Origin of the sequence: Rhodoplanes sp. P11, from assembly GCF_964266735.1 — a bacterium.
In the GTDB taxonomy this organism is placed as follows: domain Bacteria; phylum Pseudomonadota; class Alphaproteobacteria; order Rhizobiales; family Xanthobacteraceae; genus Rhodoplanes; species Rhodoplanes serenus.
In genome coordinates this window covers 408,344-433,895 of the sequence record NZ_CAXWGY010000016.1, presented here as the reverse complement: position 1 = coordinate 433,895, position 25,552 = coordinate 408,344, and the positions used below count along the sequence as shown (strand labels likewise).

The window sequence follows — 25,552 nt, the reverse complement described above, 5'->3', positions numbered from 1 at the left end:
CCTCTCGGTCGTGCCGCGGCGGCTTCAGGCCGCTTGCAGCTCGTCGGCGAGGGAGGCGATCTCCTCGATGGCGGCGGCGAGCTCCTCGGCGCCCTTGGCCTGTTCACGCGCCGCGTTCGAGGCTTCGGTCGAGGCACGGCTGGCCTGCTGGGCGGCGGCGGCGATCTGCTCGACGCCGGTCTGGACCTCCTTGACGACCCGCACGATCTCGTCGGAGCCCGTGAGGATCTCCTTGTTGCCGGCGAGCACCTCGCTCATGTCGGTCGCGATGGTCGCGAGGTTGGCCGAGATGGCCTTGTTCTTCTCGACCTCGGCGGCGGCGGCGTCGGCGATCTCTCCGAGGTCGCCACGAACGTTGACGATCTGGTCCTGGATCGACTTGACGGTGTCCTTGATGCGATCGGCGTTCTCGGCCGAGTCACGGGCGAGGTTGCGGATGTCCGTGGACACCACGGCGAAGCCCTTGCCGAACTCGCCGGCGCGAGCCGCCTCGACCGAGCCGTTCACGGCCAGCATGTTGGTCTGGATCGACACGGTGGTGATCGCATCGACGATCTTGTCGATCCGGCGGCTCACCTGCTCCAGGGCCGAGATCTGGTCGCGGCTCACCTTGCCGGCCTCGACCGACTTGCCCACGCCCTCGACGAGGGCATCCACCGCGATCTTGTTGGCGGCGAGCGTGTCGCTGATCGCCTGCCCCTTCTCGAGCGCCATCTGGGCACGCGACTGGGACGTCAGCGCGCCCTTCTCGATCTGGCTGATGGCGGCGGAGGACTGCTGGGTCGCGGCGGCCTGCTGCTGCGCGCCTTTGCCGATCTGCTCGAGCGCCGTCATGATCTGGGCGGCCGCGCGATTGATCTCCTCGACGGCGCTGGACAGCTCCTCGGCCGCCGAGGCGACCTCCTCGGCGCTCTTGCCGATGTTCGTCGAGTTCTTCAGCTCCTCGGCGAGTTCGGCGATCTCCTGCGAGGCCTGCTCGCACTGGGCGAGCGCGGTGGTCTGCTGCTCGACCGTCTTGCCGGCCTCCTGGCAGGCCGAGCCCTGCTCCTCGGCCGCGGCTGCGACCGCCTCCGACCCCTTCAGCGCCTCCTGGGCGGCGGTGTTCGACTCGTCCGACGCGAGAGCGATCTCGCGGCCGCCCTTCATGACCTCGATCATGTCGACCCGGACGCTCTCCAGCGTCTCGGTGATCTTCATGCCTTTTTCGACCTCTTGGCGGGCCGCCACCGCGGAGGCGTTGATCCCCTCGGCGATGACCTTCACGTCCTTCTGGATCTGGGCGATCAGCTCCTGAATGTCGCGGGCCGATTTCTCGCTGGTCTCGGCGAGCGTGCGGACCTCGTCGGCGACGACGGCAAAGCCCTTGCCGTGCTGCCCGGCGCGCGCCGCCTCGATCGCCGCATTGAGTGCGAGCAGATTGGTCTGGTCGGCGATGCGGGCGACCGCCTTCACGACTTCGCCGATCGTCGCGGCTTGGCGCTCCAGCTCCTCGACCATCTTCACCGAGGCTTCCTGGCGCTCCGAGGCGCGGCCGATGGCGGTGATCGAGTTGGCGACCTGGGCCGCGACCTCGGCGACGAGCCCCTGGAGGGCCTCGGTCTTCTTGACCGACGTCTCGGCGTTGACCTTCGCCTTGATGATCAGGCTCGAGCCGCTGGTCACGGCCTTGAGCGACTGCTGAGCCGCGTTCGCGGCTTCCTCGGCACCGGCGGCGATCTGGTCGGACGCCTTGCGCAGCTCCTCGGCCGCGGACGCCGCCTCCTGGATTCCGGTCGCCATCTGCGAGGCCGCGGACGCGACGCGCTCCGCCGCCTTCTGCTGGCGCGCGAAGGTCCGCGCCTTGCGCTTCTGCGACTCGGCAGCCAACCGCGAGCCGTTGCTCGAGGAATGCTCCTTCGTCATCGCGGCTTCCAGGTTCGCCTGCATCACGCGCACCGGAGGCTTTTCGCTCACGCCAGCTTTCTTCACCAGGGCCATGGAGATAACTCGTGTTGTGTGGGTCGTTTGGTTCAGAGCATGTCGAAGGGTATTCGGCAGGATGCCGTGAGCATCCGGCAATACTATCGCGATGCCGGCAGCCAGGTGGCGCCGGCTATGGAAGCCCAATTGTGTGGAAAGCCGCCGCAGGGCGAGTGTCTGCTGTCAGAGCTGGAGCATCTGCGGCGAGGGTCGGATTTCGCTAGGGCTGGGAGGAATCGTGATCAGCGAACCATCGGAACTTCCGTTTGGAGTAGATCGACGCGCGCAGCGCGAATCAGGTTGCGCGAGTTACAAAAAGCTGTATTTCCAGGCTACATCTTCACCGAATTCCATCGTGACCTTCGTTCCGGACGTCCTAACGATCACTTAAGCCGGCTTAGGTGTACGGGTTTGTACGAGACGCGGCCCGCAACGTCAGATGAGCGAATTGATGACTCCGAGGCGCGGCGTTATCCGCCATCTCGAAGCTAACTGACATATAAAATACTATAGAGGTTTTTTGTGACCGGGAAACGCACTTCGTTGTTGTCGTCCTCGACGCGAAGTGGTCCTGATCAGAACACGCTTCGTCAGCGTGCGCGGCCCCTGCGGAGACTTTCGGCCGATCACTGACACGACGGGCCACACGTGCCGGGCGGCGCCGTGTTCGAGCAAGCGGCGTGACCGAGCAAGCGGCGTGCGCCACCACCGCACAGCATTCTGCGTCGCACAAGCCGCATTGCAGTGCGCCAAATTGCGCCACCGCCGGCACGCACGTAACGCGAGCCGGCACGCCGCGCCAATAAACGAAATTGACGCTGCGCCACCGAACCGGCAGCCTCGACGTTGTCTCCTCGACAACGGCGGTACCCCCGATCGCCGACCGGGCCTCGGGACGTCCGCCGATCGTGCGAACCGTGCGAGCGTGCCATGACGCTGCGGCCCGTCACCCTGGACGACAAGTACGACCTCGCCGCCTCGCCGGTGCTCCTCACCGGCTATCAGGCCATCATCCGCATGGTCCTGATGCAGAAGGCGCGCGACCGCCGCGCCGGGCTGCGCACGGCGGGCTTCGTCACCGGCTATCGCGGCTCGCCGCTCGGCGGGCTCGATCAGCAGTTCCAGCGTGCCGAGGCGCTGCTGACAAAGAACGACATCCGCTTCCAGGCCGGGCTGAACGAGGACCTGGCGGCCACCGCGGTGTGGGGCTCGCAGCAGGCCGAGCTACGCGGCGAAGGCCGCTTCGACGGTGTGTTCGCGCTATGGTACGGCAAGGGACCGGGCGTCGATCGCTCCGGCGATGTGTTTCGCCATGCGAACTGCGCCGGTACCTCGCGTCACGGCGGCGTGCTCGCGCTGATGGGTGACGACCATACCGCCGAAAGCTCCACCACGGCGCACCAGTCGGAGTTCAACTTCGTCAACGCCGTGATCCCGGTGCTCAATCCGGCCGGCGTCCAGGAGATCGTCGACTACGGCCTGCTCGGCCTCGCGATGTCGCGCTACACCGGCGCCTGGGTCGGGCTCAAATGCGTCCACGACACGGTGGAGTCCACCGCCGTGATCGACGGCGACCTCGACCGGGTGAAGATCGCCATCCCGAGCGACGATCTGTTCCGCATGCCGCCGGGTGGCCTCGGCATCCGGCTCGGCGACACCGTGCTGGCCCAGGAGGCGCGCCTCCAGGATTTCAAGCGCGACGCCATGCTGGCCTTCGTGCGGGTCAACCGGCTCAACCGCACCATCATGTCGGGCGGGCGGCGGCCGCGGCTCGGCCTCCTCACGGTCGGCAAGAGCTATCTCGACGTGCGCCTGGCGCTCGACCTGCTCGGCCTCGACGAGGTGCGCTGCAACGATCTCGGCCTGCGCCTCGTTAAGATCGGCTGCCCCTATCCGATCGGCCGCGACGACATGCTGGAGGCGGCCGCCGGGCTCGATCTCCTGATGGTGGTCGAGGAGAAGCGTTCGCTGGTCGAGGTGCAAGTGCGCGAGGAGCTGTACGGCACCGCCCACCAGCCGGTCGTCGTCGGCAAGAAGGACGAGCAGGGCGGCTGGCTGTTCCCGGTCAAGGGCGCGCTCGATCCCGCCGCCATCGCGCTGGCGATCGGCGAGCGGCTCTTGCGCTTCTCGCCCGACGAGGCGCTGGCGGCCCGCGTCGCCCGCCTGAAGGAGATGCGGCGCGAGCCACCGCCCGCCGCCGACATCGCGACACGCACGCCGTATTTCTGCTCGGGCTGCCCGCACAACTCGTCCACGGTGGTGCCGGAGGGCAGCCGCGCCTATGCGGGCATCGGCTGCCACTACATGGTCCAGTGGATGGATCGCGCCACCACGGGCTTCACCCAGATGGGCGGCGAAGGGGCCAATTGGATCGGCGAGGCGCCGTTCTCGCAGCGACCGCACGTGTTCCAGAATCTCGGCGACGGCACCTACAATCACTCGGGCTCGCTGGCGATCCGGGCCGCCGTCGCGGCCGGCGTCAACATCACCTTCAAGATCCTGTTCAACGACGCCGTCGCCATGACGGGCGGGCAGAAGAACGACGGTGGCCTGACGGTCGGGCAGATCGCCCGCCAGGTCGCCGCCGAAGGTGTCGCGGCGCTGGTGGTGGTCAGCGACGAGCCGGAGAAGTATCCGCGCGGCACGCCGTGGCCCCCGGGCACCACGGTTCACCACCGCGACGAGCTCGACGCCGTGCAGCGGCGACTCGCCGCGACGCCCGGCTGCACGGTGTTGATCTACGACCAGACCTGCGCGGCCGAGAAGCGGCGTCGCCGCAAGCGCGGCCTCTATCCGGACCCGGATCGCCGCGTCGTCATCAACGCGCTGGTGTGCGAGGGCTGCGGCGACTGCGGGGTGCAGTCGAACTGCGTGTCCATCCAGCCGCTGGAGACCGAGTTCGGACGCAAGCGCCTCATCGATCAGTCGACCTGCAACAAGGACTTCTCCTGCGTGAAGGGTTTTTGTCCGTCGTTCGCGAGCGTGTCGGGGGCACGGCCGAAGCGGGTGGGCGGGGTGGCCGAAGTGATCGACGGCCCCGCGCCGGCGCTCCCTCTCCCCGCCAGCGGGGAGAGGGTTGGGGTGAGGGGCGATGGCGCCGGTGATGCTCCCCGCCCGCGGGGAGAGGTGACGGCGCTTTCGGCCGATGACCTCCCGGCGCCGGATCTGCCGGCGCCCGTCCTGCCGGCGATCGACGGCACCTACGGCATCCTGGTCTGCGGCATCGGCGGCACCGGCATCGTCACGGTCGGCGCGATCCTCGCCATGGCGGCGCATCTCGACGGCAAGGCGGCCGGCGTCATCGACATGGCGGGCCTCGCCCAGAAGGGCGGCAGCGTGCTTAGCCACATCCGCATCGCGGCGCGGCCGGACGACATCCACGCCATCCGGCTGCCGGCCGGCGGTGCCGACCTGGTGCTCGGCGGCGATCTGGTGATCACGGCGAGCCGCGCCGCCCTCGCTACCGTCAAGGCCGGCGCCACCCGGGTGGTGGTCGACACCGCCGAGGTGATGCCCGGCCCCTTCACGCGCCAGCCCGACCTGCGGTTGCCCGGCGAGCGGCTGCGCCGCGCGGTGACGGACGCCGCCGGGACCGAGCAGTGCCGCTTCGTCGAGGCGACGCGGCTGGCGAGCGCCCTGTTCGGCCAGTCGATCGCCGCCAACATGATGCTGCTCGGGGTCGGCTGGCAGCTCGGCGCCGTGCCGGTGTCGGCGGCCGCGATCGAGCAGGCGATCGCGCTCAACGGCGAGGCCGTCGCCATGAACCGGGCGGCGTTCCGGCTCGGCCGCCGGCTCGCCATCGATCCGGCCGGCGTCGCGGCCCTCGCCGCCCCGGCGGCGCCGGCCGCGGACTCGCCACGGCGGCTGTCGGCGTCGCTCGACGAGACGATCGCGCGCCGGGTTGCGTTCCTCACTGCCTACCAGAACGCCGCCTATGCGGAGCATTACCGACGGCGGGTCGACGCGGTGCGGGCCGCCGAGGCCGCGCAGACGCCCGGCCGCGATGGGCTCGGCGAGGCGGTGGCGAAAAGCCTGTTCAAGCTGATGGCCTACAAGGACGAGTACGAGGTGGCGCGGCTGTGGTCGGACGGCTCGTTCCAGCGCCAGCTCGCCGAGACCGTGGAGGGCGAGCGCCTGCGGATCACGCTCCACCTCGCGCCGACCTGGCTGGTGCGCTCGGAGCGGCGCGGTCCGGTCCGCAAGGTGTCGTTCGGCCCCTGGATCGTCCCGGTGCTCCGGCTGCTCGCCCGCTTCAAGGGGCTGCGCGGCACTCCGCTCGATCCGTTCGGGCACTCCGCCGAGCGGCGGGCCGAGCGGGCGCTGATCGGCGACTACGAGGCGGTGCTGGACGAGGTTCTGGCCGGCCTCTCGCCCGACAACCACGCCCTCGCGGTGGCGATCGCGGCCGTGCCCGAGAAGATCCGCGGCTTCGGCCACGTCAAGACGGGCTCGATCGCGCTCGCCAAGGCCGAGGAGGCGATGCTGCTGGCCGAGTTCCGCAGCCCGGCCGTGCGGCTGGAGGCGGCCGAGTAGCGGCGCCCCGGTCGCGCCACCGGACGGCCCGCGGCCTGACCCGCGGGACGGCTACGCGCTATCCGACGAGGGCCTTGCGCAAGGCCGGGACGTCGTCGAGCACGCAATCCACGAAGGCGGCGATGCGCGGCGTCCGGCGCAGGTCCGGGGGCGTCAGCAGATACCAGCTTCGGGTCAGCTCCTGCACCGGAGGCAGCACCTGGACGAGCGTCTCCTCCGCATCGCCGAGCGTGGTCGGCAGCGGCGCGATGCCGACGCCGGCCTTCACCGACGACACCACGCCCAGAATGCTGGCGCTGTGACAGACGATGCGGGCGCCCGGCACCGCCGCCGGCAGCCACTTGGCGACGCGGTGGCTCTGCATGATCCCGTCGAACCCGATCAACGCATGAGCCGCCAGATCCGCGATGGTGGCGGGCCGGCCATGCTGCCGAACATAATCCTTGCTGGCGTAGATGGCCCAGACCGAGTCGCAGATCTTGCGGCCGACGAGCCGCGCATCGATCGGCTCGCCGGAGCGGAAGGCGACGTCGGCCTCTCCCTCGGCGAGATCGAGGTAGCGGTCGCTGGTGACGAACTCCACCGCGAGACCAGGATGGCGGGCGGAGAAGCGATCGAGCAGGCCCGACGCGGCGATGCGCGATACCGTCGGCTCCGGGCAGGTCAGGCGGATGGTCCCCTTCAGGTCGAGCTTCAGCGACTGGATCTTGCGTTCGAGATCCACCACCGCGGTCTCGACCGCGAGGACCTGATCGAGCAGCGCCTCGCCGATCTCCGACAGTCGGTACCCGGCGGCCCGACGCTTCACGAAACTGAGACCGATCCGCCGTTCGAGCTCCATCAGCCGCCGGTGGACGGTGGACGGGTTGACGCCGAGTGCCTTCGCGGCGCCGAGCGTGCTGCCGCAGCGCGAGATCGCCGCGAGATGGCGCAGATCGTTCCAATCGAACATGGCGACCATCATGCACCTTTGCGCAGTGGTTTTGCAGACTTGCGGCTGCCGGGCGCCAGTCGAAGCCGCTAGCCTCGTCTTCGACGGCGAGGAGACGACCATGATCGAGAAGCCGCCAGCCTCCTCGCCGACAACGAGGAAACGGCCATGATCGAGAAAAGCGACGTGCAGACCATGATCGCCGGGCTGACCGTCGGCGTCACGCGCAGCGCGCAGGACACCGGGCTGGCCCAGCTCACCCCCCTTCACCGCCAGGTGGTGCCGGGGATGCCGACGGCCGCCGATCAGGAGATCAGGGTGCTGTTTGCCACCCTGCTGCCGGGCGACGTCACCCCGTACCACTCGCACCGGCATCCGGTGACGGTCTACATGCTGGAGGGGACGTTCACCCTCGCCCTCGACGACCGAGACCCGGTGACCATCGAGGCCGGGCAGGTGTTCGTCGAGCCCTCCGGGGTGGCGATGACGGGCCGCAATCAGGGCTCGGCCCCGGCCCGCATGGCGCTGTTCTATGTCTGCGACCCCGGAGCGCCGTTTGCCGACCCGGCCGGCCCAGCCTAGCGCCGCGTCTCGAAGCCGAGTGACGACCGGAAGCGCCCGAGGAACCCGGGCGGGGGGACGCAGACGACGGGCCGCCCCCACCATCGGTTACCCGCCGCCGCGAATCGTCGCACGGACCTCGCCCGAGGGGTCTGGCTGCCGCCCTCCGGTCCTGCTATCGCTCGGTTCGGCAGTTCGATCCGAGCACAGATGAACGAGCGCATCCCCACCCCCGGGTCTCGCGACGAGACCACCACGTTTGCCGACGCCCCGCCGCGGGCGCCCCTCCGCCCGGTCGCCCGGCCGGGCGCCGGCGCGCGCCCGGCCCCGAGTGCCCGTCCGGCCGACCATCCGCCGGTCGAGCACGGGCGCATCGGCGTCCTGATCGTCAATCTCGGCACCCCGGACGCCACCGACCCGGATTCGGTGCGCCGCTATCTCAAGCAGTTCCTCTCCGACGCGCGGGTCATCGAGGCGCAGGGGCCGATCTGGAAGCTGGTGCTCAACGGCATTATCCTGCGCACCCGGCCGGCCCAGAAGGGCCGCGACTACGAGAAGATCTGGAACCGCGAGAAGAACGAATCACCGCTCAAGACCATCACCCGGTCGCAGAGCGAGCAGCTCGCCGGGCTGGTCGCGCCGGTGGACGACCGGCTCGTCGTCGACTGGGCGATGCGCTACGGCAACCCGTCGATGGAATCGCGCCTCGCCGCCCTCCAGGCTCGCGGCTGCGATCGCATCCTGCTGGTGCCGCTCTATCCGCAATACGCCGCCGCCACCACGGCGACCGTGTGCGACGAGGCGTTCCGCGCCCTGATGCGCCTGCGCTGGCAGCCGACCCTGCGGGTGGCGGCCCCGTGGTACGACGATCCCGTGTACATCGAAGCGCTGGCCCGCTCCGTGGAAGACGAGCTGGCCAAGCTCTCCTTCACGCCCGAGGTGATCATCGCCTCCTTCCACGGCATCCCGAAGGAGTATTTCGACAAGGGCGACCCCTACTACTGCCACTGCGCCAAGACGCACCGGCTGCTGGGTGCCCGGCTCGGCCTCGACGAAACCCGCTTCCGCCTCACCTTCCAGTCGCGCTTCGGCCGCGCCGAGTGGTTGCAGCCCTACACCGACATGACCGTCAAGGCGCTGGCCGAATCGGGGACCAAGAGCCTCGCCGTCATCACCCCGGGCTTCACCTCCGACTGCCTGGAGACCCTGGAGGAGATCGCCGGCGAGAACGCCGAGATCTTCCTGCACAACGGGGGCGAGAACTTCGCCGCCATCCCCTGCCTCAACGACAGCGGACCCGGCATGGAGGTGATCCGCACCGTGGTGCTGCGCGAGCTTCAGGGCTGGATCGACCCGCCGGCGTGAGCCGCCGGCCCGTCACCCTCCCTTAACGTCGTTCCGCACCGGCTCCGAACCGGCACCTCGCGCCCGACACCCACCTCTCGGTGACGACGCTGCGGTGCCGCGCTTGCGGCGGCACCGCCGCACCGTCACACTCGCGCCGCCACACGCGCGCCGGATCAGCCGCAGGGGAGCACGGTCATGGTTTTTGGCGGTCTCGACATCTTCATCGTCATCTTGGTCCTCCTCGCCATCGTCACGGTGTTCCTCGGGGTCAAGACCGTGCCCCAGGGCTACGAGTGGACCGTCGAGCGGTTCGGCCGCTACACGAGGCGGCTCGGCCCGGGACTCAACCTGATCGTCCCGTTCGTCGACCGGATCGGCCGCAAGATCAACGTGATGGAGCAGGTGATCGACATTCCTCAGCAGGAGGTCATCACCAAGGACAACGCCAGCGTCACGGTCGATGGCGTCGCCTTCTTCCAGGTCGTCGATGCCGTCAAGGCGAGCTACGAGGTGGCCCAGCTCGACCTCGCCATCGTCAAGCTGACGATGACCAACATCCGCTCGGTGATGGGCTCGATGGATCTCGACCAGATGCTGTCGCATCGCGACGAGATCAATGTCCGGCTGCTGCGGGTGGTCGATGCCGCCGTGTCGGCCTGGGGCATCAAGGTCAACCGCATCGAGATCAAGGACATCTTCCCGCCCCAGGACCTCGTCAACGCGATGGGGCGGCAGATGAAGGCGGAGCGCGAGAAGCGCGCCGAGATCCTCACCGCCGAGGGGCAGCGCCAGTCCGAGATCCTGCGCGCCGAGGGCCAGAAGCAATCGCAGATCCTGGAGGCGGAGGGGCGCCGCGAGGCGGCGTTCCGCGACGCCGAGGCGCGCGAGCGGCTGGCCCAGGCCGAGGCCAAGGCGACCGAGATGGTGAGCCTCGCGGTCGCCCGTGGCGACGTCGCGGCGCTCAACTACTTCATCGCCGAGAAGTACCTCAAGGCGTTCGCCGAGCTCGCCCGCTCGCCGAACCAGAAGGTGCTGATGCTGCCGATCGAGGCCACCAACGTGCTCGGCTCGCTGGCCGGCATCGCCGAGATCGCCAAGTCGACTTTCGAGGAGCGCGCCGTCGGCCAGCCGCGGCCCGCCGGGCGGCCGGCGCCGCCCACCGGCCCCGCCGTGCCGCCGCCGCAACCGACCACGAGATGAGCCATGACGTTTCTCGCCTCCCTCGGCCCCTGGGGCTGGCTCACCGCCGCCGCCGTGCTGTTGATCGCCGAGATCGTGGTGCCCGGCATCTTTCTCCTGTGGCTCGGCATCGCGGCCCTGATTGTCGGCCTGGTGTCGTTCCTGATCGATTGGGGCTGGCAGCTCCAGTGGCTCGCCTTCGCGGCGATCTCGCTCGCCGCCATTCCGCTGTGGCGCAAGCTCGCGCACGCGGGTGAGACCAGCGACCAGCCGTTCCTCAACCGCCGGCTCGACGCCATGGTGGGACGGGTGTTCACGCTGGAGCGGCCGATCGTCGGCGGCAGCGGCACGGTGGCGGTCGACGATACCATCTGGCGCGTCACCGGCGACGACACGCCGGCCGGCGCCCGCGTCAAGGTGGTGCGGGTGGAGGGCGCCGTCGTGCATGTCGAGCGGGTGGACGGGTAGGCGCGGCGACGGCCTTCGCCGACGCACCGTCCGGTCAGGCGGCCCGCCGCTCAGGCGGCCCGCCGCTCAGGCGGCCCGCACGGTCGCCAGGAATCGGTCCACCTCGGCCCGCAGACTGTCGCTGTCGGCGGCGAGCTGGCCGGCCGCGCCTTGCACGTCGCCGGAGGCGGCGCCGGTGTCCTCGGCGCCGCGGCTCACCACCGCGATGGTCTCGACGACACGGCCGGTGCCGGTCGCGGCCTGGCGAATGTGGTGGGTGATCTCGGACGTCGCGGTGCGCTGCTCGTCCATCGATCCGGCGATCGCGGCGGCCGTCTCGGCGATCCTGCCGATGGTGCCGCTGATCGCCTTGATGGCGCCGACCGAGTCCTGGGTCGCCTGCTGCATCTCGGCGATCTGGGCGGCGATGTCGCCGGTGGCCTTGCCGGTCTGCGCCGCCAGGGCCTTCACCTCCTGGGCGACGACCGCGAAGCCCTTGCCGGCCTCGCCGGCCCGGGCCGCCTCGATGGTGGCGTTGAGTGCCAGCAGGTTGGTCTGCTCGGCGATGGCGGTGATCAGGGCGACCACGTCGCCGATGCGGGCGGCGGCCTGCGACAACGTCGCGATGCGGGCGTCGGTGGTCTCGGCCTGCCGCACCGCCTCCTCGGCGATGCGGCTGGATGCCTGCACCTGACGTGCGATCTCGGCGATCGAGCTGCCCATCCGGTCGGTCGCCGACGTCACGGCCTGGACACCGGCGGCCGCCTGGGTCGAGGCGGTCTCGACGGTCGCGGCGTTGTGCCGGGTCAGATCGGCCGTCCGGGTCAGCGCCGCGGCGGTGGATTCGAGCCGACCGGCCGCCGCCGACACCTCGCCGACGATGTCGCCCACCGCAGCCTGGAAGCGATCGGCGAGGGCGTTCATCTCGTCACGGCGCCGGCTCGCCGCGGCCACCTCGGCCTCCTGGCGCTCTCGCTGGAGCGCCTCGACCCGTGCCTCGTGATCCGCGAAGGCGCGTTCCGCGTCGGCGGCGATGTCGCCGATCTCGTCGCGCTGATCGAGGCCGGCGACCGCCCCCGACTGTCCCTCCGCCAGCGCCCGCATGGCCCGGCGCAGCAGCGACAGCCGCCGCGACAGGCGAAGCCCGATGAGCACTACGGCCGCGAGCGCCAGCACCGTCACGGCGGCCGCGATGCCGAGCATCGTCCACAGATGCGAGACGAAGCCCTGGATGCGGACGGCGAGCAGGCGGTCGAGCTCGGCGGTGCCGGCGCGCCAGAACGCATCGGCGGACTGCATCGCCTCGCCGAACAGGCGCTCCAGCGGGGCAAGGTCCAGCGCACGGCGCTGGGCGTCGTCCCGGAAGGCGATTGCGGCACGCTTGGATTCTGCCTGGAACGCTTCGCTGGCGCGGGCGAACGCCTTCGCGGGTCCCTCCAGGGCGCGGCGGATGCTGCCGTCCGGATTGCCCTTGATGGCCGAGTCGAGGGAAGCGGCCGCCCCGGCGGTGGCCGAGCCGAGCCCGCCGAGCTGGATCATCAGCTCGGCCTTCTCGTCGTCGCCGAGCGCGGCCGCTTCGCGGCCCGCCCGGAGCAGCGCCAGCAGGCTGCCGAGGCGGTCGACCACCTCCGGCAGCTTGGTGGTGACCACATCCATCACGTAGAAGCTGTCGATATCGGGATCGAGGGTGAGATTGGACCCGTCGGCGACCTTGGTCAGCAGGGCGCGGGCGGCCGCGATCGTCTGCTCGGTACCGGCATCGCGGATGATCCGCCGCCCTGGCCAGCCGATCCCGGCGAGCCCCGAGCGCAGCGCCGCGGCGGCTTCGTGGCTGTCCATCGCGGCGTCGAAGCGGGAGACCTGGTCGAGCGTCGGCGTCGCCGACCGCGCCGCCTCCAACCCGCGGGTCTCCGACGCCGCGCCGATCAGGCCGGTGAGCACCGGCCAGACGGCGCCGAGATAGACGACACCGTCCCGCTCCTTCTCGGCGAAGCTGATGTCCTTCCGGCTCTGCTCCTGGAACAGGAGGCCGAGCAGAGCGAGCGGCACCAGGAACAGCACGACCACGAGAGCGAGCTGAGCGCGAATCGACACGCGAAGACCCGCCCGACGGACATCGAGAAGAGCCACGACGACACTCCGGCGTTGTACAACAGCCGAAATGAACGCATTCGCGGGTTAACTGGTGGTGACGACGATTCTCTGAAAACTCTACGTAAGTGTTAGGTTCTAGCCGGCGGCTGCCGCCGGCTATCCGCTCGGGTGGGGTGACGCGGCGGCGAGACGACGGCGGCGCGACGCGGCCGCGCTCAGGCGGCCCGCCGCTCAGGCGGCCCGCACCGTCGCCAGGAACTTGCCGACCTCACCCTTCAGTCGTGCACTCTCGCCGGCGAGCGACTGCGCCGAAGACAGCACCTGCGACGAGGCCGTGCCGGTCTCGCCGGCCCCGCGATTGACGTCGACGATGTTGGCTGCGACCTGCTCGGTGCCGTGCGCCGCCTGCTGGACGTTGCGGGCGATCTCGGCGGTCGCGGCACCCTGCTCCTCGATCGCCGCCGCGATCGAGGAGGCGATCTCGGCGATGCGGCCGATGGTGCCACCGATCTCCTTGATGGCGCTGACCGAGTCCTGGGTCGCCTGCTGCATGCCGGCGATCTGGGCGGCGATCTCGCCGGTCGCCTTGCCGGTCTGTGCCGCCAGCGCCTTCACCTCCTGGGCCACCACCGCGAAGCCCTTGCCGGCCTCGCCGGCGCGGGCCGCCTCGATCGTCGCGTTCAGCGCCAGCAGGTTGGTCTGCCCGGCGATGGCCGTGATCAGGGCGACGACGTCGCCGATCCGCTGCGCCGCTTGCGACAGCGCGCCGATGCGGCCGTCGGTCTTCTCGGCCTGGCGCACCGCCTCGCCGGCGATGCGGCTCGACTCCTGCACCTGGCGGCTGATCTCCTGCACCGAGGCGGTCATCTGGTCGGTGGCGGACGCCACCGACTGCACGTTACCGGAGGCGAGCTCGGAGGCCGACGCCACCGTGGACGACAGCTCCTGCGTGGTCTCGGCCGTGCGGGTGAGGGTGCGGGCCGCCTCTTCCAGCTCCGCCGCGGTCGACGACACGGTGTCGACGATCTCGCCCACCGCCGCCTCGAAGTCGCCGGCGAGCCGGCGCACCGTCTCCTGCCGTTCGCGCGTCGCCCGCTCTTCGGCGGCCCGCTGCTCGATCTCGAGCGTCTCCAGGCGCAGCAGGTTCTCCTTGAAGGCGCTGGCCGCGCGCGCATTGTCGCCGACCTCGTCGCGCCGCTCGGTGAACGGCACCGCGACGGTCTTGTCGCCGGCGGCGAGCTGGCGCAGCACGGCGCCGATGCGGCGGATCGGCACCGAGATGCTGCGGCCGATCACCCAGGCGAGACCGAGCCCGACGATCAGGCCACCGAGGCCGAGCCAGACGACGAGCTGCCGGGTCTCGGCGATCACCGCTACGGTGCGGGTCTCGACCGTTCGCGCGTCCTCGATGCTGGAGGTCTTGATGGCGTCCGCGGAGGCCGCGATCGTCTCGCTCAGGCTGGGCAGGTAGGTCGCGGCCAGCACGTCGACGGTTCCCGAGATCTCGACATAGCGCTTATAGCCGGTGACGAGGCCCGCCGCGGTGGCCTTGGCCTCCTCGACGGTCTTGCGCATGTCGGGGCTGAGATTCATGCCGCCGATCGCGGCCAGCTCGGAGGCGACGACGTCGAGGGCTGAGCGGCCGAGATCGGCCGCCCGCCGGTCGAAGCGGCCGACCAGCCGGCCGAGCTCCAGCCGGGCGCTCAGCAACCGCTCCTGGGCCCGACCCGCCACCATGATGACGTCGATGTCGCCGGTCTTCTCCACCGCCCAGCGCTGGAGCTGCGCCACCGCGGTCCCGAGCGACGCGAAGGCCGGATCGAGCACCCCTCTCGTCAGCGTCATCTGCTCCTGCTTCACCTGGAAGAGGCTCTCGTAGGAGGAGCGATAGTTGTCGATGTCGGCGGCGAGTCCCTTGAAGGTGGCGAGGTTGGTCGGATCGTCGATCTCGCGCAGGCCGCGCGCCAGCAGCGCGGCGATTCGCTCGCCGCCCTCCGCGGCCGCCGTGCGGTCCGCCTCCTGGCCGAACAGCCAGTATTCGCGCGCCGCCCGCCGATAGGCCAGGAATTCGCGGTCGAGGTCGCGGGTGATGTCGCCGGCCGCCGCCGCATGGGCGAAGCGGTCGAAGCTCGCCGACACGGCGCCGAAATTGACCCAGGCGGCCGCCGAGATCGCACACATGATGGCGATCATGCAGAAGAATCCGAACGCCACCTTGGTGCCGATACTTCGGTTGGCGAACGCCGCGCTCAGCCGGCGGGTCCGCCGTGGCGTGACTGCCCCGATGGTGGCCATTCTGAACTCTCCGAATCATTGATGTCGAAGGGCGCAGACGGGAACCGTCGGTGAGATTGCGGTGCGCCCCACCAGGAAATGCTCCGAAGTCCCGGTAAAATGTTCGTTAGGACCGCCCTAAGTATTAGCGCGGATGTATGATGGGGTGATCGGCATCGGGTTAAATCGGTAGATCAACAAGTTGTGTCAACTTATGCGGGTGCGACGGACCGTCACAGCGTGAACGGAACAGGAATCTGCACAGCTAGTGATTGCCAAGCAATACCAAAGAACTAGGCAAAAGTGCGGAGGATTTCTACTTGTAAACTGTTGATCAACTACACCTGAGATGGATACCGCTTGTAACCGCATCAATATCTAGAATAGTTTGAATTCGCGATTCTCGTATGGCAGCCATCGCTCAACACAAAGCCAGGCTTATGATCGATAAAATCGCCCCCATCAGCATAAACCAACCGCTCGATGTCGGTTTTCCCGAGATCGAGCATCCCTTTGCCTCTGTCCGCGGTGTAGTGTTGGACAGGAGCGGGATAATTCTCGCAGTCAACACGGCCTGGAAGATCTTCGGGCAGGCCGCCGGGCTAGCGCTTCCCAACTCCGGACTAGGTCAAAACTACCTCCAGTACTGCGCCTGCGCCGACGAACAGTCCGGACGAATCATCGACGGGATCACCCAGCTCCTGCATGGCCGGGTCGACTGCCTGTCCTTCGTCTACCCGTGCCACGGCGCCGGCGGGCAAGGCTGGTTCCTGATGCTCGGCTTTCCCTATATCCGCGATACGGCGCGCGCCATCCTGCTGCATGTCGACATCACCGCGCTGATGCCACGCGCCACGGAGGGCCGGTCGAAGCCCGTGGTGCTCAAGGACGAGTTCGGCGTCGAGCCGTTCAACGCCCGGCTGGAGCAGATGATGGAGGCGATCGAGCGGTCGATCCGCGCCGTCACGCCGGCGGCGGTCGACACGCCGGAGCCCGACGAGGCCTCGCCGTTCCACGTCGATGTGAAGAGCGCCTGCGCGTCGGTGTCGCTCAGCCGCCGTCAGCGGCAGGTCCTCGAGCTGATGGCCAAGGGCCTGAGCAACATCGAGATCGGCCGGATGCTGGCGATCTCGCCCAACACCGTGAAGATCCACGTCTCCGGCATCCTGGCGCGTCTCGGCGTGCCGAACCGCGCCCAGGCGATCCACTGGACGCTCACCCGTCCCCACGAGGATCTGCGGAAAGGGGCCTGACCGCCCCTTTCCTGCGGTCCACCCGCCCGCTACGGCGATGCCCGTCGTTTCGGACGTGCATCCGTGCTCAGGCCACCCCGACCCGCAGCAGATCGTGCAGATGCACGATGCCGACCGGCATGCCGCGCTCGATCACGAACACGGCGGTGATCTTGGAGGCGTTGAGCACCTGCAAGGCTTCGCTGGCGAGCTGATCGGGCTTGGCGCTGATCGGCCGCCGCGTCATCACCTGCTCGACCGGCAGATCGAGCAGGTCGGGCCGCATGTGGCGGCGCAGATCGCCATCGGTGACGATGCCGACCAGGTGCCCCTCCGGGTCCGTCACCCCGACACAGCCGAACCCCTTGGTCGACATCTCCACCACGGCGGCGCCCATGCGGGCGCCGAGCGGACACAGCGGCATCGCGGCGCCGGTGTGCATCAGGTCGCGGGCGAATTTGAGGGCGGCGCCGAGCCGACCGCCGGGATGCAGGTTGCGGAAGTCGAGCGGCGTGAAGCCGCGGCTCTCCAGCAGCGCGATGGCGAGCGCGTCGCCGAGCGCGAGCTGCATCAGCGACGAGGTGGTCGGCGCCAGGTTGTGCGGGCACGCCTCGCGGGCGACCGGCAGCCTCAGCACGATGTCGGCGGCGCGCCCGAGGGTGCTGTCGGCCTCCGAGGTGACCGCCACCAGGGCGATGCGGAAGCGCCGCGAATAGTCGATCAGCGCCCGCAGCTCCGCGGTTTCCCCCGACCACGACAGCGCCAGCACCACGTCGTCGGTGGTGATCATCCCGAGGTCGCCGTGCCCGGCCTCGGCCGGGTGGACGAAGAAGGCCGGGGTGCCGGTCGAGGCGAGCGTGGCGGCGATCTTGTGGCCGACATGGCCGGACTTGCCCATGCCGCTCACCACCACGCGGCCACGCGCCGCCCGGATGGTCTCGACGGCGGCGATGAACGGCGCCCGCAGGCCGTCGCGCATGGCGGCGGCCAGCGCCGCGATCCCCTCGGCCTCCGCCTCCAGGGTGCGCAGGCCGGTGTCGATCAGCGCATGGGCGGTGGGGGCGGGCGGCTCGGTGGGCGGAATGACGTCTGACATGCGCCGTCTCTAACGCTTTTTCGGCCGCACGCAACGGCGTGCCGGCGGCGTCGGCCGCGGGCCGGACCGGCGCCGGCCGCGGGTCGGAGTCCCCGGCTGGCGATCGCGGGCACGGAAAAACAGCCGCCCGCCGTTGCCGCCGGCGGGGTGTCAACCGGCCATTAACCATGCCCGTTTTATTCCGATTAACCAGTTCTGTGCCGATCGGCCGGCGTGGAGGATGTATCGGTGCCGCGCCCCAGCTCCCGTTTCGCCTGGCTGCTCGGCGCGAGCCTGACGGTCGTCGTCGCGGGACCGCACGGTCCGGCGATGGCCCAGACGGCCGCCGCGGGGACGGCGGACCCGGCGGGCGAGAGCCTGTTCGCCCCGGCCCCGGCCGGCGGCGGCTTCGGCACAGGTTTCCGCCCCGGCAGCGCCGTCGCTCCCGCCGTGGAGGGCCGCACCACGTTTCGCACCGCGGCCGGCGAGGACGCTCCCGGCGGCACCGCTCCTGGCGGCACCGCCCCCGGCGGCGGCAAGGCGACCGCCACGTCGCGTCCGACCGGCTTCGACTCGAAGAACACCCGCCGGCCCGGCCCGCCGCCGCCGCTGACCCAGCGCCAGAAGGAGGCTGCCCGGCTGCGGGCGGCGCCGCAGCCGCTCCCCCTGGTGCGCGGCACCAACCCGGCCACGACGCCGGTCACGGTGCCGCCGCGCCTCACCCGCCGCGGCGCTCCCGGCCTCGACAGCACCTCGCGCTTCAACGTGCCGATCACCGCGGCGATCCCGCGGCGCGGACCGCCGCTGCCTGAGGACCCGTATGCGCCGCTCGGCGTGCGGGTGGGCGCCTTCACGCTGCGGCCCGCCATCGAGGTCTCGACCGGCTACGACAGCAATCCGACCCGCATCTCGGGCCTTCCTGGCTCGGCGCTGACCACCGTGTCGCCCGAGCTGCTGATCCGCTCCAACTGGCAGCGCCACGCCCTCGATGCCGACCTGCGCGGCACCTACACCTGGTACGGCCAGACCTATCCGCTGGTGATCAACGCGCCGGGCACCGCCGTGTCGCAGGCGACCCCGGAGATCATCGACCGTCCGACCGTGGATTCGCGGGTGCGGGGCCGCTTCGACGTCGACAGCCTGTCGCGCTTCGAGGGCGAGGGTCGCGTCGTCGTCTCGACCGACAATCCCGGCACCCCCAACGTGCAGACCGGGCTGAAGCGCTTCCCGCTGGTCACCACGGTCGGCGCGACCTTCGGCTACACCCAGCAGTTCAACCGGCTGGAGGTGACCGGCAAGACCTTGATCGATCACCAGCAGTATCAGGACTCGGAGCTGCTCAACGGCGCCACCCTCAGCAATGCCGACCGCGAGTACAACCAGTACGGCGGCGCGCTGCGGGTCAGCTATGAGCTCAAGCCCGGCCTGCGGCCGTTCGTCGAGACGAGCGCCGATACCCGCGTCCATTCGCAGAAGATCGACCGCAACGGCTTCGACCGCGACTCCGGCGGCTGGGCCGTCAAGGCCGGCACCACCTTCGAGTTCTCGCGCAAGCTGGTCGGCGAGGCGTCGCTCGGCTGGCTGTGGCGGGTCTACGAGGACCCGCGGCTGACCACCATCGACGGGCTCACCATCGACGCCGCGCTCACCTACACGGCCTCCGAGCTGACCACCGCCAAGCTGATCGCCACCTCGCGCGCCGCCGAGATCATCGTGCCGGGCCTGTCGGGCGTGTTCAGCCGCGACGTCGGCCTCCAGGTCGACCACTCCTTCCGGCGCTGGCTGATCGGCACTGCCAAGATCGGCACCGGCATCGACGACTATTTTGGCTCGCCGCGCCTCGATCACCGCTACTACGTGTCGTTCGCGATGCTCTACAAGCTCAGCCGCGAGATCCAGTTCAAGACCGAGGTGCGCCACGACTGGCTGCGCTCGAACCTGCCGAACGTCGACTGGGACGCCACCCTGGTGACGGTCGGGGTCAGGTTGCAGCGGTGACCGCGGCGACGCGCGGGCCTGCCCGCGCGCGCCGTCTCGCCCTGCGGGTCGGCGCGAGCCTCGCGGCAGCGAGCAGTCTTTAGCCGCTTCGCGGCTTCCGGAATGACACCGAAGGGATCAGCCGCATCTCGTATCAGTCGTTGGCGCGGATGAAGGCGGCGATCCGCGGCAGGATCTCGTTGCGGAAGCGCGACCCGTTGAACACCCCGTAATGTCCGACACCCGGTTGCACATAGTGCAGCCGCTTCTCGTCCGGGATGTTGCTGCACAGGGTCTGGGCCGCCTGGGTCTGGCCGAGCCCGGTGATGTCGTCGGCCTCGCCCTCGACGGTCATCAGCGCCACCCGTCGGATCTTGCTGGGATCGACCTTGATGCCGCGGTGGACGAGCTTGCCCTCCGGCAGCAGGTGGCTGATGAACACGGTGTCGACCGTCTGGAGGTAGAACTCGGCCGCGAGATCCAGCACGGCGAGGTACTCGTCGTAGAACTCGCGGTGGGCCGCCGCCGAGTCGCCGTCGCCCTCGATCAGATGCTGGAACAGCTTGCTGTGCGCCTCCAGGTGGCGGTCGAGGTTCATCGACATGAAGCCGTTGAGCTGGAGGAAGCCCGGATAGACGTCGCGCATGAAGCCGGGATTGGGGAACGGCACCTTGGTGATGACGTTGCGGCGGAACCAGTCGATGCCGCGCTTCTCGGCCACCTTGTTGACCGCGGTCGGGCTGATCCGGGTGTCGATCGGGCTGCCCATCAGGATCATCGACTCGGGGACGTGCGCCTCCTCGTTGGTCTCCATCACCGAGATGGCGCACAGCACCGGCACGCCCGGCTGGCACACCGCCAGCACATGGGTGTCGCTGCCCAGCAGCCGCAGCATGCCGATGACGTAGTCGATGTAATCGTTGAGGTCGAAGCGGCCCTCGCTGATCGGCACCATGCGGGCGTCGACCCAGTCGGTGATGTAGACGTCGTGCTCCGGCAGCAGCGCCTGCACGGTGCCGCGCAACAGGGTGGCGTAGTGGCCGGACAGCGGCGCCACCACCAGCACGCGCGGATCGGGCCGGTGGGTCAGCGGGACGTCGCGGTGGAAGTGCAAGAGGCGGCAGAACGGCCGCTCCCACACGGTCTCGATCTCGACATTGACCAGCCGGCCGTCGACCACCGTGTTGTCGATGCCCCATTCGGGCTGGCTGTAGCGGCGCGTCGCCCGCTCGAACAGCTCGCAGGCGGCCGAGATCGACTTGCCCAGCGTGGTGTTGGACACCGGGTTGCTGGGGCTCTTGAAGAACGCATGGGTGGCGTGTGCCACAGCGCGCGACGGGTTCAGCGCCACATGGGTCATCTCGTAGAACCAATAGAGCGGCGACGAGAGACCCATTGCAGGGGCGTCGAAGCGCGGCGGCTCGGAGTCGTCGAAATCCCGGACGGTCATGATGCGCTCCCTTCGGCCAGCCGATTGATCCGGCGGGCTCGCCTCGGACGTATGTTTTTATGTTTGATCAATGCTGCCGTGCATTGCTGCATTGCGCAACGTCAAATCTACCGTCACGTCATCGAAAAGAAGAAAAATTGTCGCCCCGGCGTTATGGCGCATCAGGTGCGGGAATGCCGGAAGAGCGGCGGTCCGGGCGGCCCTTCGACCGGAACAAGCGGTGGCGGATGCACCGGAACCCGGCGCGGGGGCGGGCCGACGCCAGGGTGGGACGGCGAGGGAGCGGCAGGGGCGCGGCTACTCCCCCATCTGGAGCAGGGAGCCCTGGTGGCGGGCGCTGCGCAAAAGCGCCAGGAACGCGACGGCGGCGCCGGTGATCAGCACCAGGTTGAGGCCGAGCGCCCAGGCCATCAGGTCGGCGCGGAAGACGTGGTCGAGCATCAGGGCCCGCATGCCCTCGAACACATAGGTCGGCGGCAGCGTCCAGGCGACCGCCTGGAGCCAGCCGGGCAGCGCCGCCACCGGGTAGTAGACGCAGGTCAGCGGCAGCAGCAGGAACATGAGCGTCCAGGCCAGGTTCTCGGCGCCGAGCCCGTTGCGCAGCAGCACGCCCGCGGTGAACAGGCCGACCGCCCAGCTGGTCAGGATCAGGTTGACGAAGAAGGCGGCGAGCGCCAGCCCCATCCCCCACAGGTTGAAGCCGAAGAAGGCGATCGCCATCAGCGACACCGGCACGATGCCGATGGCGAGCCGGATCACGCTCATGATCATCAGCGCGGCGACGAACTCGACCGGCCGCAACGGGCTCATCATGAGGTTCGCGAGATTGCGCGACCACATCTCCTCGAGGAAGGAGATGGAGAAGCCGATCTGCCCGCGGAACAGGATGTCCCACAGCAGCACGGCGCCCAGGAAGGTGGCGCCGGTGCGGGCCAGGGTGCCGTCCGCCTGTGCCATGTAGGTTTGCAGGAAGCCCCACATGAGCATCTGCACGGCGGGCCAGTAAACAAGATCGAGGAGCCGGGGCCAGGACGAGCGCAGCAGGTACCAGTAACGCCGCACCAGCGCGCCGACGCGCGCCCCCGACACGGTCCACTCGCCGCCGTGGCTCATCGCGCCGCCTCGTGCGGGGCGCTCTCGGTCCGCGCGTCGCTTTCCGCCTGACGGGTCTCTTCGGCCGGGCGCGGTCCGGCCTCGGCCCGGCCGCGAGCGACGTCGAGGAAGACCTCCTCCAGCGTGTCGCGCCCATAGCGGGCGAGCAGCGCGGCGGGCGTGTCGTCGTCCTCGATGCGGCCGCGCTTCATCATGATGACGCGGTCGCACAGCCGCTCCACCTCGGCCATGTTGTGGGAGGCGAGCAGAATGGTGGCGCCGGTCGCGCGGCGGTAGTCTTCCAGCCGGGTCCGCACCCAGTCGGCGGTGTCGGGATCGAGCGAGGCGGTGGGCTCGTCCAGCAGCATCAGGGCCGGCCGGTTGAGCAGCGCCTTGGCGAGTGCCACGCGGGTCTTCTGGCCGGCGGAGAGCTTGCCGGTCGGGCGGTCGAGCAGGTCGACGAGGTCGAGATCCTCGGCGAGCCGCCCGATCCGGCGGGCGACATCGTCGACGCCGTAGAGCTGGGCGAACACCGCGAGGTTCTGGCGCACCGTCAGCCGCAGCGGCATCTCCACATAGGGGCTCTGGAAGTTCATCCGGTGCAGCACGCGGTAGCGCTCGTCCGGCATCGCGGCGCCGAGCACCCGCACGGTGCCGGAGGTCGGCATCACCAGCCCCATGATCATCGCGATGGTGGTGGTCTTGCCGGCGCCGTTGCCGCCGAGCAGCCCGGTGACCGAGCCGGCCGCCACCGCGAACGAGATGCCGTCCACCGCAGTGCCGGTCTTGTAGCGCTTGACGAGCCGGTCGACGGCGATGGCGGGAGCTTCGGGCATGGGTCCGGCGAATGTAGGGGCGCGAGCCGCGGGCGCAAGGGCGCAGGCCGCCGCGCCGCCGCCGGTGTGGCGGCTCCGCTCCGGCGGCGGCACTACGGTGGCGGGGTCGGCCGCGGGCGAACCGCGCCGGCGGCGGCGGGTTGACCCCGACGGGGGCGAGCGTCGCCGTGACGGCTCCCGGTGACCGCCAGAGCACAGCAGCAGGAGTGCGCCCATGCAGGACACGCCCCGACGTGGTCCGGACCCGGCCGTCGATCCGGCGGACGACCGCCCGACCGAGGATGATCGCGCCCGCGCCGAGCTCGGCGGACCGAAGGGCAGCCCGCGGCTCCAGCCCGCCCCGATGACACCGCAGCGGGCCAAGAAGACGCCGACGACGCCGGGCGACGGCCACCCGGCGTGAGCCCGGACGGCTGCGTGCTCTCCCGGACTTGCCCACATGCGGCCACGACGGCGCTACTGTGCGGCGCGCCGATGTGCCAGGATGGCGGCGCCCCGGGCGGCGAGCCCGCGGTGAGCACGAGGGCACCGCCAATGATCGACAGGCCACGACGTCCGCAAGACACGCGGCGCGGGCAGGATGCGCGCCAGGCGGCCGAGCGGGCCTTCAAGGCGGTCACCAGCAAGCCCGCTCCGGGGCCGGAGCCGCCCAGGACGGCGCCGGCGATCCCCGGCGTGCGCGAGCAGGTCACCCTGCGCATCGACCAGGACGTGCTCGAACGGTTCCGCGCGACCGGCCCGGGCTGGCAGGACCGGATCAACGCGGCGCTGCGCAAGGCGCTCGACCTGTGAGCCCGAGGCCCACCTGCGACGGAGCTGTGACATGAGCGATCGGTCCAAGGACCGTTCCGACGGCGGCAAGTCGGTGCCGATCTACGAGCGCGAGGCGCAGGCGTTGCGCGAGAAGACCGAGCGGCTGCGCGCCCTGCGGCTCGCCCGCGACGGCGTCGAGCCGGCCGCCCCCGCCAAGTCGGCCCCGGCCCGGACCGGCAAGCCGGCGAGCACTCGCGGCAAGTCCGGCAAGTCGTCCGCCACCCTCTCGGAATGGCTGAAGACGCAACAGGATCAGGGCCGGCGTAGCTGACCGGCCCCGCCGCGGGTCCCCATGCCGACCACCATCATCGATCCCGACGACGATTCGGCCCGCCGCGTTCGCCTCGACACCTTGGTGCGGCTGCGCTGGATCGCCGTGTTCGGGCAGCTCGCCGCCGTGCTGATCGTGCACGACAGCCTGGTCAGCGAGGTGCTGTTCTGGGTCGGCTTCGCCGTGGTGGTGCTCTACGGCTCGCTCAACGTCTATCTGCTGTGGCGCTATCGCGGCGACGTGCGGCTCGGCGCCGACGGCGTGGCGCTGCTGCTCGGCATCGACATCGCCGAGCTGGCGATCCTGCTGTTTCTCACCGGTGGGCTCCAGAACCCCTTCGCGCTCCTGTTCATCGGCCCGGTGCTGATCTCGGCGAGCGTGCTGTCGGCGCGGCTCACCCTCGTGCTGGGCATGCTGGCGATCTCGTGCGCCACGCTGCTGATGTTCGTCTACTTCCCGCTGCCGTGGCCGGGCGAGGGGACGTTCGAGCTGCCGTGGATCTACGTGTTCGGCGTGTGGCTCGCGATCGCGCTCGCCATCGGCTACATCAGCGTCTATGCGAGCCAGATCACCGAGGAGTCGCGCAAGCTGACCCAGGCGCTGGCGGCGACCGAGCTGGTGCTGGCGCGCGAGCAGCACCTCTCGCAGCTCGATGGTCTCGCGGCCGCCGCCGCCCACGAGCTCGGCACCCCGCTCGCCACCATCCTGCTGGTCGCCAAGGAGCTGGAGCGCGAGCTCGATCCCGGCTCGCCGATTCTCGACGACATTCGCCTCTTGCGCCAGCAGGCGCAGCGCTGCCGCGAGATCCTCGGCAAGCTGTCGGAGTTCCCCGAGCCGGGCGAGATGTTCGCCCGCATGCCGATCTCGGCGCTGGTCGAGGATGTGGTGGCGCCGCACCGCACCGGCGAGGCGGCGATCGACGTGGTAATGCCGTCGGAGGGCGGGCCGGAGCCGGTCGGCGCCCGTAACCCGGCGATCCTCTACGGGCTCGGCAACCTGGTCGAGAACGCCGCCGATTTCGCCCGTGAGCGGGTCGAGGTGGCGGTGTCGTGGAACGCCGACTCGGTGTGGATCATGATCTCGGACGACGGGCCCGGCTTCCCGCCCGAGATCATGGACCGTCTGGGCAAGCCCTACGTCACCAGCCGGCGCGGCCGCCGCAAGGGCGAGGACTCGCCCGGCCTCGGTCTCGGCTTCTTCATCGCCAAGACGCTGCTGGAGCGCTCCGGCGCCCGGCTGTCGCTCCAGAACCGCAAGTTCCCCCAGCGCGGCGCCATCATCCGCATCCACTGGGAGCGGGCCGATTTCGAGCGGCCGCCGGAGCCGCTGTGGAGGGGCGACGAGGCGGATGACGACGATCTCGATGCTGCGCCCGGCGACGCGGCGCCGTCCGGCGTCGCCGCCGCCGCGTCACGCGGCCCTTGAGAGCCACGCGGCCTCCCCCTATCTGGATAGGGCTGTCGGGTGCGACATCAGGTCAG

Annotated in this window: 19 protein-coding genes; 11 read left to right on the top strand and 8 right to left on the bottom strand. The window is 70.0% G+C overall.

The window, feature by feature from the left end; translation table 11 throughout:
* Positions 1-24: 24 nt before the first annotated feature.
* On the bottom strand, positions 25-1,953 hold the full coding sequence (locus ACFQUV_RS13730; RefSeq protein WP_244601402.1) for a methyl-accepting chemotaxis protein: 1,929 nt from the start codon (positions 1,951-1,953) through the stop codon (positions 25-27).
* Positions 1,954-2,889: 936 nt separating this feature from the next.
* Between ACFQUV_RS13730 and ACFQUV_RS13725 the strand changes: the two genes are divergently transcribed.
* Entirely contained in the window at positions 2,890-6,492 is a 3,603-nt protein-coding gene (locus ACFQUV_RS13725) for an indolepyruvate ferredoxin oxidoreductase family protein (RefSeq protein WP_378395041.1), read from the top strand.
* 58 nt (positions 6,493-6,550) lie between these two features.
* Here the strand turns inward: ACFQUV_RS13725 and ACFQUV_RS13720 are convergent, their stop codons facing one another.
* Entirely contained in the window at positions 6,551-7,444 is an 894-nt protein-coding gene (locus ACFQUV_RS13720) for a LysR family transcriptional regulator (protein ID WP_165363743.1), read from the bottom strand.
* Positions 7,445-7,591: 147 nt separating this feature from the next.
* On the opposite strand from ACFQUV_RS13720, the gene ACFQUV_RS13715 reads away from it, so the two are divergent.
* From ACFQUV_RS13715 to ACFQUV_RS13700, 4 genes are all read left to right on the top strand, one after another.
* Positions 7,592-8,005 (top strand): cupin domain-containing protein, encoded by a 414-nt coding sequence (locus ACFQUV_RS13715; RefSeq protein WP_129607387.1) that lies wholly within the window; start codon positions 7,592-7,594, stop codon positions 8,003-8,005.
* A 189-nt stretch (positions 8,006-8,194) separates the two neighbouring features.
* Positions 8,195-9,349, top strand: a complete 1,155-nt coding sequence (gene hemH / locus ACFQUV_RS13710) for a ferrochelatase (protein ID WP_129607386.1) — start codon at positions 8,195-8,197, stop codon at positions 9,347-9,349.
* A gap of 177 nt (positions 9,350-9,526) precedes the next feature.
* Complete coding sequence (locus tag ACFQUV_RS13705) at positions 9,527-10,531, top strand: SPFH domain-containing protein (protein WP_129607385.1); 1,005 nt, start codon at positions 9,527-9,529, stop codon at positions 10,529-10,531.
* Between the two features lie 3 nt (positions 10,532-10,534).
* The gene (locus ACFQUV_RS13700) at positions 10,535-10,978 is read left to right on the top strand and encodes an NfeD family protein (RefSeq protein WP_129607384.1); all 444 of its coding nucleotides are present in this window, start codon (positions 10,535-10,537) and stop codon (positions 10,976-10,978) included.
* Positions 10,979-11,044: 66 nt separating this feature from the next.
* On the opposite strand, the gene ACFQUV_RS13695 is transcribed toward ACFQUV_RS13700, so the two are convergent.
* Together ACFQUV_RS13695 and ACFQUV_RS13690 are read right to left on the bottom strand one after the other, a co-directional pair.
* Positions 11,045-13,051 (bottom strand): methyl-accepting chemotaxis protein, encoded by a 2,007-nt coding sequence (locus tag ACFQUV_RS13695; protein WP_207211339.1) that lies wholly within the window; start codon positions 13,049-13,051, stop codon positions 11,045-11,047.
* A gap of 231 nt (positions 13,052-13,282) precedes the next feature.
* Positions 13,283-15,346 carry a methyl-accepting chemotaxis protein gene (locus ACFQUV_RS13690; protein WP_207211338.1) on the bottom strand — a complete coding sequence of 688 codons (2,064 nt, stop codon included), beginning with the start codon at positions 15,344-15,346 and terminating at the stop codon, positions 13,283-13,285.
* Between the two features lie 386 nt (positions 15,347-15,732).
* On the opposite strand from ACFQUV_RS13690, the gene ACFQUV_RS13685 reads away from it, so the two are divergent.
* Positions 15,733-16,578 (top strand): LuxR C-terminal-related transcriptional regulator, encoded by an 846-nt coding sequence (locus ACFQUV_RS13685; protein WP_129607383.1) that lies wholly within the window; start codon positions 15,733-15,735, stop codon positions 16,576-16,578.
* A 67-nt stretch (positions 16,579-16,645) separates the two neighbouring features.
* On the opposite strand, the gene ACFQUV_RS13680 is transcribed toward ACFQUV_RS13685, so the two are convergent.
* Positions 16,646-17,653: an SIS domain-containing protein gene (locus tag ACFQUV_RS13680; protein WP_378395036.1), complete on the bottom strand. Its 1,008-nt coding sequence runs from the start codon at positions 17,651-17,653 to the stop codon at positions 16,646-16,648.
* A gap of 228 nt (positions 17,654-17,881) precedes the next feature.
* Here ACFQUV_RS13680 and ACFQUV_RS13675 point away from each other — a divergent pair, with 228 nt between their 5' ends.
* The gene (locus tag ACFQUV_RS13675; protein WP_129607942.1) at positions 17,882-19,630 is read left to right on the top strand and encodes an outer membrane beta-barrel protein; all 1,749 of its coding nucleotides are present in this window, start codon (positions 17,882-17,884) and stop codon (positions 19,628-19,630) included.
* 133 nt (positions 19,631-19,763) lie between these two features.
* Here the strand turns inward: ACFQUV_RS13675 and ACFQUV_RS13670 are convergent, their stop codons facing one another.
* The 3 genes from ACFQUV_RS13670 to ACFQUV_RS13660 form a co-directional block, all read right to left on the bottom strand.
* Complete coding sequence (locus tag ACFQUV_RS13670; protein ID WP_129607941.1) at positions 19,764-21,059, bottom strand: polyhydroxyalkanoate depolymerase; 1,296 nt, start codon at positions 21,057-21,059, stop codon at positions 19,764-19,766.
* Between the two features lie 297 nt (positions 21,060-21,356).
* Entirely contained in the window at positions 21,357-22,172 is an 816-nt protein-coding gene (locus ACFQUV_RS13665; protein ID WP_129610198.1) for an ABC transporter permease, read from the bottom strand.
* The gene (locus tag ACFQUV_RS13660) at positions 22,169-22,987 is read right to left on the bottom strand and encodes an ABC transporter ATP-binding protein (RefSeq protein WP_129610196.1); all 819 of its coding nucleotides are present in this window, start codon (positions 22,985-22,987) and stop codon (positions 22,169-22,171) included. The genes ACFQUV_RS13665 and ACFQUV_RS13660 overlap by 4 nt, the downstream gene beginning before the upstream one ends.
* 214 nt (positions 22,988-23,201) lie before the next feature.
* On the opposite strand from ACFQUV_RS13660, the gene ACFQUV_RS13655 reads away from it, so the two are divergent.
* The 4 genes from ACFQUV_RS13655 to ACFQUV_RS13640 all read left to right on the top strand — a co-directional run bounded on the left by ACFQUV_RS13655 (position 23,202) and on the right by ACFQUV_RS13640 (position 25,496).
* Positions 23,202-23,390 carry a hypothetical protein gene (locus ACFQUV_RS13655; protein ID WP_129610195.1) on the top strand — a complete coding sequence of 63 codons (189 nt, stop codon included), beginning with the start codon at positions 23,202-23,204 and terminating at the stop codon, positions 23,388-23,390.
* Positions 23,391-23,521: 131 nt separating this feature from the next.
* A complete protein-coding gene (locus ACFQUV_RS13650) occupies positions 23,522-23,779 on the top strand; it encodes a BrnA antitoxin family protein (protein WP_111385144.1) in 258 nt (85 codons plus the stop codon).
* Between the two features lie 31 nt (positions 23,780-23,810).
* Entirely contained in the window at positions 23,811-24,071 is a 261-nt protein-coding gene (locus ACFQUV_RS13645; RefSeq protein WP_129610193.1) for a hypothetical protein, read from the top strand.
* A gap of 21 nt (positions 24,072-24,092) precedes the next feature.
* Complete coding sequence (locus tag ACFQUV_RS13640; RefSeq protein ID WP_129610191.1) at positions 24,093-25,496, top strand: ActS/PrrB/RegB family redox-sensitive histidine kinase; 1,404 nt, start codon at positions 24,093-24,095, stop codon at positions 25,494-25,496.
* Positions 25,497-25,552: the final 56 nt, after the last annotated feature.